Genomic DNA, 19,392 nt, shown 5'->3' on the forward strand with positions numbered 1-19,392 from the left:
TGGAAGGAGACTCACGTTGGATAAAGAAAAGCAAAAAGGATTAATCAAGATTGTCGAACAAATTCAGTCAATTATTGTTGAAAAAAATATTCAAGTGGGTGAAAAACTGCCTTCCGAAAGATTTTTAAGTGAAACCTTAAATGTTGGACGTTCAAGTATCAGAGAAGCCCTAAGAGCATTAGAACTTTTAGGGGTGATACATACTAGAAGAGGTGAAGGTACATTCTTAAGTGATATGTACCAACACCAACTTTTTGATTTAATCGGAAGGTTCTTAATTCATAATGAATCACAACTAGATGAAATCAATGAATTAAAATGGATGATTGAAAATTTCTGTGAAGAACACAATAACATTGAAACAAATTCAAAAGAAGAACTTGTTTCAAATAATAATAATCAAATTATGTATATGATTTGGAAGCTACTCTCTCAATATAGTGATAGATTTGAAAGAGATAATTGTAAATAAAATCAGGGGGATAGTGACATGTTTAAAGACTTGTTCAATCGAAGCCAGAAAAAGAAGAAATATGTAACTGTTCAAAACAGTAAAGATAATGACGTGCCTGAAGGTATCATGACTAAATGCCCTAAATGTAAAAAAATCATGTATACAAAAGAGCTCGTACAAAACTTAAATGTCTGTTTTAACTGTGATCATCATATTGCATTAACTGCTCACGATAGAATTAGAGCTGTGAGTGATGAAGATGCATTTAAAGAGTTTGATGTTGGTATGACTGCTTCAAACCCATTAGAATTTCCTGGATATGAAGAAAAATTAGAAAAAGATAGAAAAAGTACTGGTTTAAATGATGCAGTTGTTACAGGTGTAACGTCAATTGACGGTATTCCTTATGGTATCTGTGTTATGGATTCTAGATTTAGAATGGGAAGTATGGGTGCAGTAGTAGGAGAGAAAATTTGTAGAATTGTCGATTATTGTGCAGATCACAATTTACCATTTGTATTGTTCACAGCAAGTGGTGGTGCAAGAATGCAAGAAGGCATCATCTCACTTATGCAAATGGCAAAGACAAGTGTATCCATTAAACGTCATAGTGATAAAGGCTTACTATTCATTTCATATATGACACACCCTACAACTGGAGGCGTTTCAGCAAGCTTTGCGTCAGTAGGTGATTTGAACTTTGCAGAACCGAAAGCTTTAATTGGATTTGCTGGTAGAAGAATCATTGAACAAACGATTAGTGAAAAACTACCTGACGATTTCCAAACGGCGGAATTTTTACTAGAACATGGCCAATTAGATAAAGTTGTACATCGAAAAGATATGTATAAAACTTTAAGTACTGTGCTTAAGATGCATCATAACGAGGTGAAAGACAATGCTTGAATTTGAAAAACCTTTAGAAGAAATTAAAGAAAAAATAGCATCTCTACAATCTTATCAAGAAAAACATGGTGTAGACTTAACAGATGAAATAGAAATATTGGAAGCCACTTTAACAAAAGAAACAGAACACATTTATAATAATTTAAAGCCTTGGGATAGAGTACAAGTTGCGAGATTACAAGAAAGACCTACAACTTTAGATTATATCCCTTACATATTTGATGATTTTATCGAACTTCACGGTGATCGTACTTTCCGTGATGATCCAGCATTAATAGGTGGATTGGCTTACTTTAATGGGTTACCAGTAACAGTTATAGGTCACCAAAGAGGTAAAGACACTAAAGATAATATTTTTAGAAACTTTGGTATGGCACATCCAGAAGGATATCGTAAAGCTTTGCGTTTAATGAAGCAGGCTGAGAAGTTTAATAGACCGATCATTACGTTCATTGATACGAAAGGTGCATATCCTGGTAAAGCTGCAGAAGAACGTGGACAAAGTGAATCTATTGCTAAAAACTTAGTCGAAATGGCATCTTTAACAGTACCTGTTATTTCTATTGTTATTGGTGAAGGCGGAAGTGGTGGCGCACTTGGATTAGGCGTAACCAATCGTCTACTCATGTTAGAAAATAGTACTTATTCAGTTATTTCTCCAGAAGGTGCAGCAGCATTGTTATGGAAAGATTCTGGGCTTGCTCAAATGGCAGCTGAAACAATGAAAATTACAGCACCTGACTTATTTGATTTAGATGTTGTAGATGAAGTTGTTAAAGAACCATTTGGTGGTGCTCATAAACATCTAGAATCACAAGCTTCACTTATAAAGACATCAATTGAAAAACATCTTTCAGACTTAAGAACATTAAATGCAGAAAGTTTAGTTGAAGATCGTTTTAATAAGTATCGTAATATAGGAAGTTATATCGATTAGGATATTTAAAATGACAAGTAATCATTTATACTGATATAATTTCTTTTCATAAATTTATGTATATGTGCATAATTGAATTAAAATTAAGCGATTCCAACTTTTGAAAAATTACAAAAGTTGGAATCTTTTTTTAAGAAGACGTTTACATATTTAAATAACAGTAGTTTTAATGGAATCAAGCCAATATTTGTGTTATTTTTAAATTAACAATCATATAACAAGAGAGGTCTGTATATTTATGAAAAAAATTGCGGTTTTAACGAGCGGTGGAGATTCACCAGGGATGAACGCAGCAATTCGTGCAGTTGTTCGTAAAGCTATTTATCATGATATTGAAGTTTATGGTGTATACCAAGGTTACTTAGGCTTAATAAATGATAATATCAAAAAACTTGAATTAGGTTCAGTTGGTGACATGATTCAAAGAGGTGGTACATTCCTTTATTCTGCTAGATGTCCAGAATTTAAAGAAAAAGAAGTGCGTGCGAAAGCAATTGAAAACCTTGAAAAAAGAGGTATAGAAGGATTAGTTGTTATCGGTGGAGATGGAAGTTATAGAGGTGCACAAAGATTAAGCGAAGAAGCTAAAAATCTTAAAACAATCGGTGTACCCGGTACTATCGATAACGATATTAATGGTACAGACTTTACAATTGGTTTTGATACAGCACTTAACACAATCATTGATGCTGTCGATAAAATAAGAGATACAGCATCAAGTCATGAACGTACTTTTATTATTGAAGTAATGGGAAGAGACGCTGGTGATTTAGCGCTATGGTCAGGATTAGCAGCTGGAGCGGAAACAATTTTAATTCCAGAAGTTAAATCAGACATTGAAGAAATCGCTGAAAAAATTCAACATGGTATGGATAGAGGGAAAAAACATTCTATCATTATTTGTGCTGAAGGTGTCATGACTGGTCATCAATGTGGGGAAGAATTGAAGAAATTTATTAACATTGATACACGCGTTTCATGTTTAGGCCACATCCAAAGAGGCGGTACACCTACTGGAATGGATAGAGTACTTGCTTCTCGTTTAGGCGGTTATGCAGTTGAACTACTTATGCAAGGTGATAGTGCTAAAGCAGTTGGAATCCAACAAAATGAATTAACATGTACGCATTTTGATGAAATATTCCAAGCAGAACATAACATCGACAAGAAAATGTATGATTTAGCACATCAATTATCTATATAAAAAAAGAAAAACTACGGAGGTCATTTTAATATGAGAAAGACAAAAATTGTATGTACGATAGGTCCAGCATCAGAATCAGAAGAAATGTTAGAAAAATTAATGCTTGCAGGCATGAACGTTGCTAGATTGAACTTCTCACACGGAAGTCATGAAGAACACAAAGGTCGTATAGATACAATTAGAAAAGTAAGTTCTAAATTAAATAAAAATATTGGTATCTTATTAGATACAAAAGGTCCTGAAATTAGAACTCATAACATGAAAGATGGTTTAATTGAACTTACTAAAGGTAGTGAAGTAACAGTTAAAACAACTGAAGTAGAGGGTACTAAAGAAGCGTTCTCAGTTACTTACGAAAAATTAGCAGAAGATGTAGAAGTTGGATCAACAATTCTACTTGATGATGGTTTAATCGAACTTACAGTTAAATCAATTGATATCGCTAAAGGTGAAGTTCACTGTGCAGTAGAAAATACTGGCGAATTAAAAAATAAAAAAGGTGTTAACTTACCAGGTGTTAAAGTAAACCTTCCTGGTATTACTGATAAAGACGCTAGTGATATCCGCTTCGGTATCGAACAAGGTGTAGACTTTATTGCAGCTAGTTTCGTAAGACGTCCATCAGATGTATTAGATATTCGTGCAATTTTAGAAGAAAAAGAAAATAACGTTATTAAAATTATTCCTAAAATTGAAAATGAAGAAGGAATTGAAAATATCGATGAAATTCTTCAAGTTTCAGATGGTTTAATGGTTGCTCGTGGTGATATGGGTGTTGAAATTTTACCAGAAGCAGTTCCAATGGTACAAAAACAATTAATCCAAAAATGTAATAAATTAGGTAAACCAGTTATTACAGCAACACAAATGTTAGATTCAATGCAAAGAAACCCACGTTGTACAAGAGCAGAAGCAAGTGACGTAGCGAACGCTATTTACGATGGTACAGATGCAGTTATGTTATCTGGTGAAACTGCAGCAGGATTATATCCTGAAGAAGCAGTACGCACAATGCAAAATATCGCAGTAGCTGCTGAAGAAGCTCAAGATTACAAAAAATTATTATCTGATCGTTCAAAAATGATCGATACGAATTTAGTTAATGCAATCGGTGTATCAGTTGCACATACAGCTTTAAACTTAAATGTAGAATCAATCGTTGCAGCAACTGAAAGTGGTGCTACAGCTCAAACAATCTCTAAATATAGACCACATTCACACATTATAGCTGTTACACCTAATGAAACAACTGCTCGTCATATGACATTAGTATGGGGCGTATTACCAGTTGTGAAAAAAGGTAAACAAACAACTGATGAATTATTAAATAATGCTGTATCAACAGCTGTTAACACAGGTTTAGTTGATAATGGTGATTTAATCATTATTACTGCAGGTGTACCAACAGGTGAAACAGGTACAACTAACTTAATGAAGATTCATTTAGTAGGTGATGAATTAGCTAAAGGTCAAGGAATCGGTCATCATTCAACAGTAGGTAAAGCTGTAGTAGCAAATACTGCTGACGATTTAAAAGGTAAAGATTTAAGTGAATCAATCGTTGTGACACAATCAACAGATGCTGATATGGTTCCATATTTAGAAAATGCTAAAGGAATTGTAACAGAAGAAGGCGGATTAACTTCTCACGCTGCAGTTGTTGGCCTTAACTTAGGCGTAGCAACTATCGTTGGTGTTGAAGGCGCTCGCGAAAAAATAGCAGATGGTACATTAATTACATTAGATCCAAAACAACACAAAGTGTTCGAAGGATATGCTAACGTATTATAATATATAAGACAGAGGCTGGGATATGATATCTTAGCCTCTTTTTTTATTTATGAATGCAAATGCCGTTATTAGCAGTTCTGGCTAAAAGTACAAATACTGGTGCCGTTATAATAAATAAGGCTACAAAAAAACATCTCATTTTCTGATTTGCTCAGGAAAATGAGATGTTTTAATTTACTTTATTTAAATACTTTACGTTTTTGATTAAAGTACATGAATGTCAAAATGATAAACCAAATTGGTGTAATTAATATAGCGATTAATGTCACTTTATTTGTCATCAATAACACGAATACGAAAATAAAGAATATTAATGTAATCCATGCTACTGGAACACCACCAGGTAATTTGAAATCAGATGCTTTGTTTAATTCTGGTGATATTTTACGATATCTAATATAAGCAACAATGATTAATGACCATACTACTAAGAAAAGAACAGTTGAAACTGATGTTACATATTTAAATACTTCACCAGCATCTTTAATCACGTAGTTTAAAAGTACTGAGATCATTAATAAGAAACAACTAAATAGTGTTGCTTTATAAGGGACACCAGTTTTGTTTGTTTGACCAAAGCTCTTATTTGCTTGTCCATTTTGTGATAAACCATAAAGCATTCTACTATTTGAGAAAATACCACTATTACAAGACGAAGCTGCAGCTGTTAAAACAACAAAGTTGATAATTGCTGCTGCGATTGGAATACCAATCAGTCCGAATAATTTTACGAATGGACTTTCGGCAGGGTCGATTTTGTCCCAAGGTGTAATAGACATGATGATAATAAGTGAACCTACATAGAAAAGCATAATTCTAATTGGAACACTGTTAATCGCTCTTGGTATTGTCTTATGTGGATCTTTCGTTTCACCAGCTGTAACACCGATTAATTCAATACCTACAAATGAGAAAGCTGCCATTTGGAATGATAAGAAGAAACCATTCATTCCATTCGGGAATATACCATTATGATCCCAAATATGTGTTAGTGAAGCTGTACCGTATGGTGTTTCATATGCCATTACGATCATGATAATACCGACAACGATTAAAGCTACGATTGTTGTAATTTTAATAATAGAGAACCAGAACTCTAATTCACCAAATAGTTTAGCAGTCATTAAATTCATCGTCATCAATATGAGTATTGTAAATAATGCTGTAATCCATGTTGGTATGTCAGGAAACCAAAAACTTATGTATTTTGCTACTGCAGTTACTTCGGCCATACCAGTTACAATCCAACAGAACCAATAAGTCCATCCTGTTATATATCCTGCGAACGGGCCGATGTATGTATGTGTGACATCTGCAAAAGAATGAAAATCAGTGTTTGAGAGTAATATTTCCCCTAGAGCTCTCATAAACAGAAATAAAATTAAACCTATTATAATATAGGTCAGTAGTATTGAAGGGCCTGCTGAACTGATTGTTTCTCCAGCACCTAAGAATAAGCCTGTACCTATAGCACCACCTATCGCAATAAGTTGTACATGCCTATTGCTTAACTCCCTTTGTAAATTGTTAGCCATATAAACTTTATCCCTCTTTCATATACAAACTTTCATGTTATTATTATGCGCTTGCTGTAAGAAAATAGCAATTAAAAAATGAATGTTTAACAACTGTTTGATACCTGTTAACATGATTTATTATTTTTATCATATATAATAATAAAAATGAATGGATAAACGACGAAATGACCTATTCTGATAAAAATGATAGGGTATTATTCACTCGTAAATCCTTCTGTGTTCACGTTTTCGGGATATATTTAATTTACTATAGCAATATTATAAAAAATATAAAATTACAACTGTTTATTTTTATTCATCTAAAATTACTAAAGAATTTAAAGTTTAAAGGTCCTTCGCATTCACAAATCTCAAGAAATTATATATAATGATAGATGAAAGCCATTACATATATGGGCAATTATTTAGTAAGGGGGATATTATTATGGCACAAGTAGCAAAAGGGTTAGAGGGCATCATTGCTTCTGAAACTCAAATTAGTTCAATCATAGATAATCAATTAACTTATGCAGGTTATGAAATAGATGATCTAACTGAAAATGCTTTATTTGAAGAAGTTATGTTTTTACTATGGAATTTAAGATTACCAAACAAAGAGGAATTAGCAGAACTAAATGAGAAACTACTAGGATATATGACTCTAAACCCTAGAATGTATACACATTTCGAAGATTATGCGACTGATAAAGTTCATCCAATGACTGGATTACGTACTTCATTATCTTATTTAGCGCATTTCGATCCAGACGCTGAAAAATTTGATGAAGAAATGAACTATGAACGTGCAATTAGAATTCAAGCAAAAGTTGCATCATTAGTAGCAGCATTTTCTCGTGTAAGACAAGGTAAAGAAGTTGTGAAACCTAAAAAAGATTTAACATATGCAGCAAACTTCTTATATATGTTAAGAGGTGAAGTTCCAACTGATGTTGAGGTAGAAGGTTTTAACAAAGCGTTAATTTTACACGCTGACCATGAATTCAATGCTTCAACATTTACAGCACGTGTAGCAGTTTCGACTTTATCTGATATGTATTCAGGTGTGACAGCAGCAGCTGGCGCATTGAAAGGCCCATTACATGGTGGTGCTAACGAACAAGTTATGAAAATGTTAACTGAAATTGGTACTGTCGACAAAACTGATGATTACATTAAAGATAAAATCGCAAACAAAGAAAAAATTATGGGCTTCGGACACAGAGTTTATAAAAATGGTGATCCTAGAGCGAAGTACTTAAAAGAAATGAGTCGTCGTATTACAGATGAATCAGGTCAAAAAGAATTGTTTGAAATTTCTTTAAGAATTGCTGAAATTATGAAAGAAGAAAAAGGATTATTACCTAACGTTGACTTCTACAGTGCAACTGTATATCACAGCATGGGTATTGATCACGATTTATTCACACCAATATTTGCAATTAGCCGTATGTCAGGTTGGACAGCTCATATTCTTGAACAATATAGAACAAATAGAATTATGAGACCAAGAGCTGAATATACTGGTGAACGTGATCGTAAATATGAACCAATTGAAAACCGTTAATTTAATTAATATAATATAACTAACAAATTTAGATGGAGGAATCATATAATGACAGCAGAAAAAATTACAACAAATCAAGGCGTTTTAAATGTTCCAAATAATCCAGTTATCCCATTTATTATTGGGGATGGAATTGGACCAGATATCTGGAATGCAGCAAGTAGAGTATTAGATGCAGCTGTAGAAAAAGCATATAATGGCGAAAAGAAAATCGAATGGAAAGAAGTATTAGCAGGTCAAAAAGCATTCGATGAAACAGGTGAATGGTTACCAAACGAAACTTTAGAAACGATTAAAGAATATTTAATCGCTATTAAAGGTCCATTAACTACACCAATCGGTGGCGGAATTCGTTCATTAAACGTTGCTTTACGTCAAGAGTTAGATTTATTCACTTGTCTACGTCCAGTACGTTGGTTTAAAGGTGTTCCTTCACCTGTTAAACGTCCTGAAGATACAGATATGGTTATCTTCCGTGAAAATACTGAAGATATTTATGCTGGTATTGAATTCCAAGAAGGCTCAGATGAAGCTAAAAAAGTTATAGACTTCTTACAAAATGAAATGGGTGCTAAAAATATCAGATTCCCTGAAACTTCAGGTATCGGTATTAAACCAGTTTCTAAAGAAGGTACTGAAAGATTAGTAAGAGCAGCTATTAACTATGCATTCGATAATAATCGTAGAAATGTTACATTAGTTCATAAAGGTAACATCATGAAATTTACTGAAGGTGCATTCAAAAAATGGGGTTACGATTTAGCTGAACGTGAATTCGGAGATCGCGTATTCACTTGGCAACAATATGATAAAATTGTTGAAGAAGAAGGTAAAGATGCTGCTAATAAAGCACAATCAGATGCAGAGGCTGAAGGTAAATTAATTATCAAAGACTCTATCGCTGATATCTTCTTACAACAAATTTTAACGCGTCCTGCTGAATTTGATGTAGTAGCTACAATGAACTTAAACGGTGACTACATTTCAGATGCATTAGCAGCTCAAGTTGGTGGTATTGGTATTGCACCTGGTGCAAACATTAACTACGAAACAGGACATGCAATTTTCGAAGCGACACACGGTACAGCTCCTAAATATGCTGGTTTAGATAAAGTTAACCCTTCATCAGTATTATTAAGTGGTGTATTAATGTTAGAACACTTAGGTTGGCAAGAAGCTGCTGACAAAGTAACTCAATCTGTTGAAGCTACAATCGCTTCTAAAGTAGTAACATATGACTTTGCTCGTTTAATGGATGGCGCAACTGAAGTTAAATCTTCAGAATTCGCTGATGAATTAATTAAAAATTTACCATAATAGATTGTTATTTGAGGAAGGTTATTTATTAACCTTCCTTTTATTATAAGGAGATGAACAACATGGCAAGAAAGAAAATTTCAATTATTGGAGCAGGATTTACTGGCGCTACAGCTGCATTTATAGCAGCTCAAAAAGAGTTAGGTGATATTGTACTTGTTGATAGGCCACAATCTGAAAACCCAACAAAAGGGAAAGCGTTAGATATTGCAGAAAGTGCACCGGTATTAGGCTTTGATGCAAAAGTAACGGGTACTGCTAATTATGAAGATACAAAAGATTCAGATGTCGTCATTATTACAGCTGGTATTGCAAGAAAACCTGGGATGTCACGTGATGATTTAGTACAAACAAATCAAAGTGTTATGAAATCTGTAACTAAAGAAATTGTTAAATACTCACCTAATTGCGTTATCTTAGTCTTAACAAATCCAGTTGATGCTATGACTTATACAGTGTATAAAGAATCAGGATTTCCGAAAGAGCGCGTAATTGGTCAATCTGGCGTATTAGATACTGCTAGATTTAGAACATTTGTTGCTGAAGCATTAGATCTTTCAGTTAAAGATGTAACAGGATTTGTATTAGGTGGTCATGGAGATACAATGGTTCCACTTATTAGATACTCAGCAGCTGGTGGCGTACCTTTAGAGAAGTTATTATCTGAAGAAAAAATTGCTGAAATTGTTGATAGAACAAGAAAAGGTGGAGCTGAGATTGTTAACTTACTAGGTAATGGTTCAGCATATTATGCACCAGGAGCAGCTTTAATTGAAATGACAGAAGCAATATTGAAAGATCAAAAGAGAGTATTACCTTCAATTGCTTATTTAGAAGGTGAATATGGTTATCAAGACATCTATTTAGGTGTACCAACTGTATTAGGTGCTAATGGTATTGAAAAAGTCATTGAGTTAGACTTAACTGATGAAGAAAAGAAATTACTTGATGAATCTGCTCAATCTGTTGAAGCAGTAAAGAATATTTTACAATAAAATAACAGTTGAGAGACGCATTCTGCTTTGAATGCGTCTCTTTTATTTAGCTAGTGTTAACTTTTTGTAAAGTTCTCTAAATAACCATTATTTTTTTAATAATTTAAGTTATAATTATATTAAATCGCTTAAGGAGGACCTTGAATGTCACAAAAAGTATTGGTAGTAGACGATGAGCAATCTATCGTTACATTGCTTAAATATAATATAGAACAAGCTGGTTACCAAGTAATTGTAGCTTATGATGGAGTTCAAGCGTTAGAGAAAGTAAATGAAGAGAAACCAGATTTAGTAGTATTAGATGTAATGTTACCTGAGAAAGATGGAATTGAAGTTTGTAAAACGATTCGATCAGATAAAAATCAAGTTCCGATTCTTATGCTTACAGCTAAAGACGATGAATTTGATAGAGTATTAGGTCTAGAATTAGGTGCAGATGATTATATGACTAAACCATTTTCACCTCGTGAAGTTGTAGCACGTGTTAAAGCTATATTAAGACGCGTTGGGCAAGTTGAAAATAAAAACTTAGATGATGATGAAGATATTATTCTAGGTGCAATTAGAATTAGACCTGACTTCTTTGAAGTGTATAGAAATGATGAGTTATTAGAATTAACACCAAAAGAATTCGAACTTTTACTTTACCTTATTGAGAGACAAGGTCGTGTGATAACTAGAGAACATATGTTGAATTCAGTTTGGAATTATGAATTTGCTGGAGACTCTAGAATAGTCGATGTGCACATTAGTCATTTGAGGGATAAACTCGAAGAAAATCCTAAGCAACCTCAATTCATTAAAACGGTGAGAGGTTTAGGCTATAAGTTAGAAAGACCAAAGAATAATGATTAAGTTCTATAATAAATTACTAATTATACTTACAACGGTTACTGTTGTAAGTTTTCTTATATTAGGGTTTTTCCTTCATAATTCTAGTTACGATTTAATTTCTAAACAACAGCAAAAATTATTAAAGACTGAATCCAAAAAAGTTTACGATATTGCAAAAAATAATCCTGAAAATCTTAAAGATATTTTAAGTGTCTTTGATCAAGATATTTTACTGCAAAAAGATGGACGTGTGTTATATCGTTCAAGTGAAAAAGATACAAACATATTTAATCAAAATAAAAAGCAAGCTTTATCAGATGCAAAAGCTTTTGATGAATATTTTGCAGTAGATAAGTCGGAATCTGAAGTCATGTATGCAAGAACGTATGGTGATTATACAGTTGTCATTGCAAAACATACAGATACGATAGCAATTATTCAAAAAGATATTTGGAAATATTTATTGTTAGTCTTATGTTTTACATTACCTTTAATCTATTTTGTCGTTCGATATATTAACACTTCTTATATTCATCCAATTAAAGAAGTGACATATGCTACTAAATTATTGGCTTCAGGTAAATATCGTGTCAGAGTGCCAGAAAGTAATGTGAAAGAAACGAAAGAACTCTTTGTTAATACGAATGAACTTGCTAGAACATTAGATAATTTAAATAATGAACAGAAATTGCAACGTAATCGATTGGAAACGACTTTAGAGAATATTCCAAGTGCAATTTTAATGTTAGATAGAGAAGGTTATATTGTCATTGCAAACAAGACGTACCATGACTTATTTGATAGAGACAGTCATTCTGAAGGACAGTTATTTAAAGAAGCAATGCCTAATGTTGAGATTATACAGATGATGAACGAAGCGTTAAAATTAGAAAAACCTATGTTTGAACAAGTCGAAATGTATATAAATGATGTACATAATAAGTTCTTTGAGGTTTCAGTTATTCCAGTATTATCTCGAAAAAAACGAAATCTATTAGGTTTAGTTGTCGTTATGCATGATATAACGAAGTTGAAGAAGTTAGAACATATGCGAAAAGATTTTGTGGCAAATGTATCTCATGAATTAAGAACGCCAATTACATCAATAAAAGGATTTGCGGAAACATTATTAGATGGTGCTAAAAATAATCCTGAATCGTTAGATATGTTCTTAAATATCATGTTAGATGAATCTAATCGAATTCAATCACTTGTTCAAGATTTACTCGAGTTATCAAAAATCGAACAAAATAGCGAGATACCGAAAGAACAAATATCATTAACTGAAATTGGCGAACATTCGATTAATACAGTATCAAATGTTGCTTCTAAAAAAGACATTCACATTACAAATCATATCGATAAAGAAGTGTATGGATATGGTGACAAAGATAAATTAACACAAGTGTTGATTAATTTATTAACGAACGCCATTAGTTATTCACCGAAATCTAGTGAAGTTATTATAACGATTAAAGAAGTAGATGATGGTCAAATCATTTCTGTGAAAGATAACGGTATAGGTATATCTAAAGATGAACAAAAACGAATTTTTGAAAGATTTTATCGTGTAGATAAAGCGCGTAGTAGAGATTCAGGAGGAACAGGACTTGGTTTATCCATTACGAAACATATTGTAGAAGCACATAATGGACAAATCAAAGTAGAATCAGAAGTTGGAAAAGGATCTAACTTTATTGTAAAACTCTTTAATAAGTAATCTTCATATAATCTTTACAATTTATTCATATTGAATTAATCATGAACAGATAGAATAAACATAGACCCCTTCATTTTGATGATTATGCGAAATACATTGTGTATTTCGCTTTTTTTATTTATGCGAAACAATCTTATTATATTGTGAGATATGATAAAATATAATCAATATAAAGATGGAGGTATCTTATCGTGGAAAAATTGGTACTGATTGATGGTAATAGTTTATCATTTAGAGCATTTTTTGCTTTGCCTTTATTAACAAATAAAGCTGGCGTTTATACGAATGCTATATATGGTTTTACGATGATTTTAGATAAAATAATTAAAGAAGAAGAACCAACTCATTTTATGGTTGCTTTTGATGCTGGAAAAACAACTTTCAGAAATAATATGTACAGTGAATATAAAGGTGGTCGTGAGAAGACGCCGGATGAATTAAGAAGCCAATTACCATATATCCGTCAACTTGTGGAAAGTTATCATATTAAACATTATGAATTAGAAAATTATGAAGCGGATGATATTATTGGTACATTATCTCGTGAAGCAGATGAGAAAAATATTAAGACAATCATTATTACGGGTGACCGAGATTTAACTCAGTTAGCAAGTGAAAATGTAACGATTTATTATACTAAAAAAGGTGTAACAGATATTGATCATTATACGCCTGAATTTATCGCTGAAAAATATGATGGTTTAGTACCTAACCAAATTATTGATATGAAAGGGCTTATGGGTGATAAGTCAGATAATATACCAGGTGTGCCGGGAATAGGTGAGAAGACAGCGATTAAATTACTGAAACAGTTTGAGACTGTAGAAGGTGTTTATGAAAATATTGATGAGTTAAAGAAATCAAAAATGAAAGAAAAATTAATAGATAACGAAGACAATGCTAAGTTAAGTAAAGAACTTGCTACGATTAATCGTAAGTCTCCTATTGAAGTTACAATAGATGACTTGAAGCTTACAGATCAAAGTAATGACGAGAAGATAAAGTTATTTAAGACATTAGAATTCAAACAATTGCTTGATCAAATGGATGCAAGTGCTGAAGCAACAGATGACCGAGAGATTAAATACTCAACTGATATTGATGACTTTGATTTTGATAGTGTAACTGACGCGGCAATTCATTTTGAAACGAACGAAGCTAATTATTTAAAAGCAGATATACTTGGATTTGCGATTCATGCAAATGACGAAACATATGTTGTTTCTCCTGATGCTTTAAAAGAGCATAAAAAATTAAAACAATGGCTTGAAAATGATCAAGTAACATTTGCAACATATGATGCTAAAAAAACGATTATATTATGTAAAAGATTAGGTATTGAAATTAATGGTATTCAGTTCGATACAATGTTAGCGAGTTACATTTTAGATCCTTCTAGAACGATTGATGATGTATACTCAGTCGTATCAGAATTTGGCATTTATTATGTACCGAATGACGAAAGTATATATGGCAAAGGTAAAAAGTTGCACGTCCCAGAACAAGATATGCTTTTTGAAAGTATTGCTAAAAAGGTAACGGCAGTTTACGAAACAAAAGATAAAATGATTCAATTACTAGAAGAAAAAGATCAATTAAGTCTACACGATGACTTGGAATTACCGTTAGCACGTGTATTAGCTGAAATGGAATATATCGGCATAACGGTTGATAAAGATACTTTAGTTGAAATGCAAGAAGACTTGAAAGTACGTATCGATAAATTGATTGAACAAATTCATCATCATGCCGGTTCGGAATTCAATATTAATTCACCAAAACAGCTAGGTGTCGTATTATTTGAAGATTTAAAACTACCAATTATAAAAAAGACAAAGACTGGATACTCAACTGCAGTTGATGTATTAGAACAATTACGTAATGAACATCCAATTATTGAAGATATATTAGTCTATAGACAGCTCGCTAAACTTCAATCTACTTATATTGAAGGATTGCAAAAAATGATTACGTCTGAAGGTAAGATTCATACAAGATTTAATCAAACATTAGCTCAAACGGGTCGTTTAAGTTCTGTAGATCCTAATTTACAAAATATACCTATAAGATTAGAAGAAGGTAGAAAAATTAGAAAAGCATTTAGACCAAGTAAAGAGAATCACGTTATATTTGCTGCTGACTATTCTCAAATTGAATTACGTGTATTAGCAGATATTACTGGTGACGAGCATATGAAAGAGGCCTTTACTGCTAATGAGGATATTCATACGACAACTGCAATGCGTGTGTTCAATGTCAGTAAAGACGAAGTAACCTCAAATATGAGAAGACAAGCAAAAGCAGTTAACTTTGGTATTGTGTATGGTATTAGTGACTATGGTTTAAGTCAAAGTTTAGGCATTACAAGAAAAGCTGCTAAGCAATTTATTGATGATTACTTAGATAGTTTCCCTAAAGTAAAAGAATACATGGATACAATCGTACAAGATGCTAAACAAAAAGGTTATGTAGAAACGCTACTTCATAGAAGAAGATATACACCAGACATCACAAATCGTAACTTTAATTTAAGAAGTTTTGCTGAGAGAACAGCTATGAATACACCAATTCAAGGTAGTGCAGCGGATATTATTAAATTAGCAATGGTACAATTTGCTAACAAGATGAAAGATAAAGATTTTAAAGCTAAATTATTATTACAAGTACACGATGAATTAATATTTGAAGTTCCAGAAGATGAATTAGAAGCATTCCAACCGTTTGTAGAAGACATCATGGATAATGCACTCGAGTTATCTGTACCATTAAGTGTAGAATCTAGTTCAGGACAAACTTGGTATGATGCTAAATAATAAAAGGAAAGAAGATTATATATGCCTGAGTTACCAGAAGTAGAAAGTGTTAAAAAAGTGATAGAGCCTAAAATTGTCGGTGCCACAATACAAGATGTAACTTTTTCAGAAAAAGTTGAATTGGGCAAATCAACAGGTAAAGAAACAATTATAAAAGGTAGTTCATTAGCTGAATTCAAAGAACGTACCGAACATTACAAGATTATGAGTGTCTATCGTAGAAGTAAATATATTTTTATGGAAATTGATAACGGTGAAAATAGCAATGTTATTATGTGTCACTTCGGTATGACGGGGGCATTTTTTACGGTTCCAGAATTAAGTCATATTGAAGTTGATAACCATAGAAAGCATTGGCACGTTATTTTCGAATTAGATAACGGATTACAGCTCATTTACACAGATATTAGAAGGTTCGGTGAATTAAGAGCATTGGAAGATTTAAGTGAGTATCCTTCAGTCTTAAAAATTGCACCAGAACCGTTTGTTGAAGAGGCTTACCAACATTACTTAAATAAAGTAATGTCAAATAAATTTATAAATAAACCAATTAAAGTCGCGATATTGGACCATACAGTTATTTCAGGTTGCGGTAACATCTATGCTTGTGAAGCTTTGTTAAGAGCAGGTGTTCTTCCGATGAGACCAGTGAAAGATTTAACTTCAAAAGAACGTAAAGCGGTCTTTGATGAAGTGGTTAACGTGTTACAAGAAGGCATCGATAACGGTGGTTCAAGTATATCTGATTACTACAATGCAGATGGTGAAAAAGGGACAATGCAAGAAAAGCATAGAATATATGGTAAAAAAGTGTGTGGCCAATGTGGTGGGCAAGTATTACAAAAAGTCATTGCTACAAGAAACACGCACTATTGTCCAAATTGTCAAAAGTAGGTGTGAAAATGGCGAAAGTAATAGGTTTAACTGGAGGTATTGCAACTGGAAAGTCTACAGTATCTCGTATTTTAAAAGATAAAGGATTTTGTATAGTAGATGCCGACGTAGCTAGTCGAAAAGCAGTCGAAAAAGGTAGCGTTGGTCTACAACAAGTTAAAGAAGTATTTGGAGAAGATGCAATTATAGATGGTGAAATGAATAGACAATATGTTGGTTCTATTGTATTTAAAGATCTAACAATGCGAGAAAAACTAAACAATATTATTCACCCGATAGTAAGAACAATAATGGATAAAGAAAAAGAAGAGGCGTTAAGTCATGGTAAAAATGTCATAATGGATATTCCGTTATTGTTTGAGAACAAATTGCAAAATACAGTCGATGAAACTTGGTTAGTTTATACAAATCAAGAAACTCAAATACAACGACTTAAAGAACGTAATCAGTTTAGTGATGAAGAAGCGGAAGCAAGAATTCAATCACAAATACCAATAGATGAAAAGAAATCATTAGCTGATTGTATAATTGATAACAATGGAACCTTAGAGGAATTAAATCATAATATTGATGATTTACTTAATAGTAAGGCGTTAAATCATTAAAATTAAATAAGCTTGAAATTAAAGTGGATGAATAGCATTTGTTATTCATCCACATTTTTAATTTATTTTAGAAAAAGATAATAGAAAACGTTTTCAACCAACTTTTAATGTGATATACTAATTGCAATAAATAGTATATCACATTAAAAGGGGTTCTCGACTATGAAGAAAAATATCGCAATTAATGGTTTAGGAAGAATTGGAAGAATGGTCTTAAGAGGTGCACTTAAATCAAATGATTTAAATATTGTGGCTATTAATGCTTCATATCCACCAGAAACAATTGCTCATTTAATTAAATATGATTCTACACATGGCAAATTAGATGGAGAAATTAAAGCAGTTGAAGATGGCATCATCATTGATGGTCATAAAATTTTACTTGTATCTGAAAGAGATCCTAAATTATTACCGTGGGGAACTTTAGGAATTGATATTGTTATAGAAGCAACTGGTAAATTTAATCGTGGAGATAAAGCTATCGCACATATTGACGCTGGCGCAAAGAAAGTTATTTTAACAGGACCATCTAAAGGTGGACATGTTCAAACAATTGTTAGAGGTGTAAATGATGATGCACTTGATTTAAATGATTTTGATATTGTGTCAAATGCATCTTGTACAACGAATTGTTTAAGCCCAGTAGCCAAAGTTTTAAATGATACATTTGGAATCGAAAATGGATTAATGACAACTGTACATGCATTTACGAATGACCAAAAGAACTTAGATAATCCTCATAAAGATTTGAGAAGAGCACGTTCTTGTACGGATAGTATCATTCCAACTTCAACAGGTGCAGCAAAAGCATTGTCACTTGTATTACCTGAATTAGAAGGGAAAATGCATGGTATGGCATTGAGAGTACCAACTTCTAATGTTTCACTTGTAGATTTAGTTGTCGATTTAAAACAAAATGTAACAGTTGAAGAAGTGAATGAAGCATTACGTCAAGCTAGTAATGGACCATTAAAAGGGATTATGGATGTTAATGATGAGCCACTTGTTTCAATTGATTTCAAAACGAATCCACATTCAGCAATCGTTGATGAACAATCTACAATGGTCATTGCAGATAATAAAGTGAAAGTACTCGCTTGGTATGATAATGAATGGGGCTACTCAATGAGAGTTGTTGAACTAGCAGAACAAATTGCTCAAATACTTTCAGAAGTGAGAGAACAAAAAATTTCATAAGTGATATAAGTTACATTTAAAACGTAATGTGGTAAATTAAATACCGCGTTACGTTTTTTTATTTAATAATAATACTGTTAAGTATCTATAAGTGCATTTTGAAAAGTAGTGAGCGTTTAAAAAAATAACAAACTACTGTATAATCAACCTATGTAATAAGTATATGAGGGGTGAAACGAATGAGATGTCCAAACTGTAAATATGAAAATTCCAAAGTTGTAGACTCTAGACACGCGGATGATTTAGTAGCAATTAGAAGACGAAGAGAATGTGAATCATGTGGATTTCGTTTCACAACTTTTGAAAGAGTAGAGCTCACACCTTTAATCGTCGTAAAAAAAGACGGCGCAAGACAAACATTTAATAGAGATAAAATATTAAACGGTTTAGTACGTTCTTGTGAAAAAAGACCAGTTGCTTATCAAAAATTAGAAGAAATTACAAATCAAGTTGAAAAAGAATTAAGATCTGAAGGTAACACAGAAGTATCTTCAAATGATATTGGTGAAAAAGTTATGGAACATTTAATGGATGTCGATCAAGTATCTTATGTAAGATTTGCATCAGTATATAGAGAATTTAAAGATGTCGATCAATTATTAAAGTCTATGCAAGGCATATTGAAAGACCGAAAGTAAGGTGAG

General features: G+C 32.6%; 16 protein-coding genes. 15 read left to right on the forward strand and 1 reads right to left on the reverse strand.

Annotated elements, in window-relative coordinates:
* Positions 1-16: 16 nt before the first annotated feature.
* From LQ611_RS02140 to pyk, 5 genes are all read left to right on the forward strand, one after another.
* Entirely contained in the window at positions 17-472 is a 456-nt protein-coding gene (locus tag LQ611_RS02140) for a FadR/GntR family transcriptional regulator (RefSeq protein ID WP_025904315.1), read from the forward strand.
* An 18-nt stretch (positions 473-490) separates the two neighbouring features.
* Positions 491-1,360, forward strand: coding sequence for an acetyl-CoA carboxylase, carboxyltransferase subunit beta (gene accD / locus LQ611_RS02145; RefSeq protein WP_025904314.1), 870 nt, complete (start codon positions 491-493; stop codon positions 1,358-1,360).
* Positions 1,353-2,297 (forward strand): acetyl-CoA carboxylase carboxyltransferase subunit alpha, encoded by a 945-nt coding sequence (locus tag LQ611_RS02150; protein ID WP_025904313.1) that lies wholly within the window; start codon positions 1,353-1,355, stop codon positions 2,295-2,297. Before accD ends, LQ611_RS02150 begins: the two co-directional genes overlap by 8 nt.
* A gap of 238 nt (positions 2,298-2,535) precedes the next feature.
* Positions 2,536-3,501, forward strand: coding sequence for a 6-phosphofructokinase (pfkA, locus tag LQ611_RS02155; protein WP_025904312.1), 966 nt, complete (start codon positions 2,536-2,538; stop codon positions 3,499-3,501).
* 30 nt (positions 3,502-3,531) lie between these two features.
* Positions 3,532-5,292 (forward strand): pyruvate kinase, encoded by a 1,761-nt coding sequence (gene pyk, locus LQ611_RS02160; RefSeq protein WP_025904311.1) that lies wholly within the window; start codon positions 3,532-3,534, stop codon positions 5,290-5,292.
* A gap of 179 nt (positions 5,293-5,471) precedes the next feature.
* Here the strand turns inward: pyk and LQ611_RS02165 are convergent, their stop codons facing one another.
* On the reverse strand, positions 5,472-6,827 hold the full coding sequence (locus tag LQ611_RS02165) for an amino acid permease (RefSeq protein WP_025904310.1): 1,356 nt from the start codon (positions 6,825-6,827) through the stop codon (positions 5,472-5,474).
* Between the two features lie 427 nt (positions 6,828-7,254).
* Here LQ611_RS02165 and LQ611_RS02170 point away from each other — a divergent pair, with 427 nt between their 5' ends.
* From LQ611_RS02170 to nrdR, 10 genes are all read left to right on the forward strand, one after another.
* Positions 7,255-8,373 (forward strand): citrate synthase, encoded by a 1,119-nt coding sequence (locus tag LQ611_RS02170; protein ID WP_204167863.1) that lies wholly within the window; start codon positions 7,255-7,257, stop codon positions 8,371-8,373.
* A 48-nt stretch (positions 8,374-8,421) separates the two neighbouring features.
* Positions 8,422-9,690 carry an NADP-dependent isocitrate dehydrogenase gene (icd, locus tag LQ611_RS02175; protein ID WP_025904308.1) on the forward strand — a complete coding sequence of 423 codons (1,269 nt, stop codon included), beginning with the start codon at positions 8,422-8,424 and terminating at the stop codon, positions 9,688-9,690.
* A gap of 62 nt (positions 9,691-9,752) precedes the next feature.
* On the forward strand, positions 9,753-10,685 hold the full coding sequence (gene mdh / locus LQ611_RS02180; protein ID WP_204167864.1) for a malate dehydrogenase: 933 nt from the start codon (positions 9,753-9,755) through the stop codon (positions 10,683-10,685).
* Positions 10,686-10,829: 144 nt separating this feature from the next.
* Entirely contained in the window at positions 10,830-11,540 is a 711-nt protein-coding gene (locus LQ611_RS02185) for a response regulator transcription factor (RefSeq protein WP_103360783.1), read from the forward strand.
* A complete protein-coding gene (gene pnpS / locus LQ611_RS02190) occupies positions 11,533-13,239 on the forward strand; it encodes a two-component system histidine kinase PnpS (protein WP_204173952.1) in 1,707 nt (568 codons plus the stop codon). The genes LQ611_RS02185 and pnpS overlap by 8 nt, the downstream gene beginning before the upstream one ends.
* Before the next feature lie 191 nt (positions 13,240-13,430).
* Positions 13,431-16,052: a DNA polymerase I gene (polA, locus tag LQ611_RS02195; protein WP_204167866.1), complete on the forward strand. Its 2,622-nt coding sequence runs from the start codon at positions 13,431-13,433 to the stop codon at positions 16,050-16,052.
* Positions 16,053-16,073: 21 nt separating this feature from the next.
* Positions 16,074-16,946 (forward strand): bifunctional DNA-formamidopyrimidine glycosylase/DNA-(apurinic or apyrimidinic site) lyase, encoded by an 873-nt coding sequence (mutM, locus tag LQ611_RS02200; protein WP_204184373.1) that lies wholly within the window; start codon positions 16,074-16,076, stop codon positions 16,944-16,946.
* A gap of 8 nt (positions 16,947-16,954) precedes the next feature.
* The gene (coaE, locus tag LQ611_RS02205; protein ID WP_204167868.1) at positions 16,955-17,551 is read left to right on the forward strand and encodes a dephospho-CoA kinase; all 597 of its coding nucleotides are present in this window, start codon (positions 16,955-16,957) and stop codon (positions 17,549-17,551) included.
* Between the two features lie 162 nt (positions 17,552-17,713).
* On the forward strand, positions 17,714-18,748 hold the full coding sequence (locus tag LQ611_RS02210) for a glyceraldehyde-3-phosphate dehydrogenase (RefSeq protein ID WP_204167869.1): 1,035 nt from the start codon (positions 17,714-17,716) through the stop codon (positions 18,746-18,748).
* Between the two features lie 179 nt (positions 18,749-18,927).
* Complete coding sequence (gene nrdR / locus LQ611_RS02215; RefSeq protein WP_025904300.1) at positions 18,928-19,386, forward strand: transcriptional regulator NrdR; 459 nt, start codon at positions 18,928-18,930, stop codon at positions 19,384-19,386.
* Positions 19,387-19,392: the final 6 nt, after the last annotated feature.

Origin of the sequence: Mammaliicoccus sp. L-M44 (assembly GCF_022386355.1) — a bacterium.
GTDB lineage: Bacteria > Bacillota > Bacilli > Staphylococcales > Staphylococcaceae > Mammaliicoccus > Mammaliicoccus sciuri_A.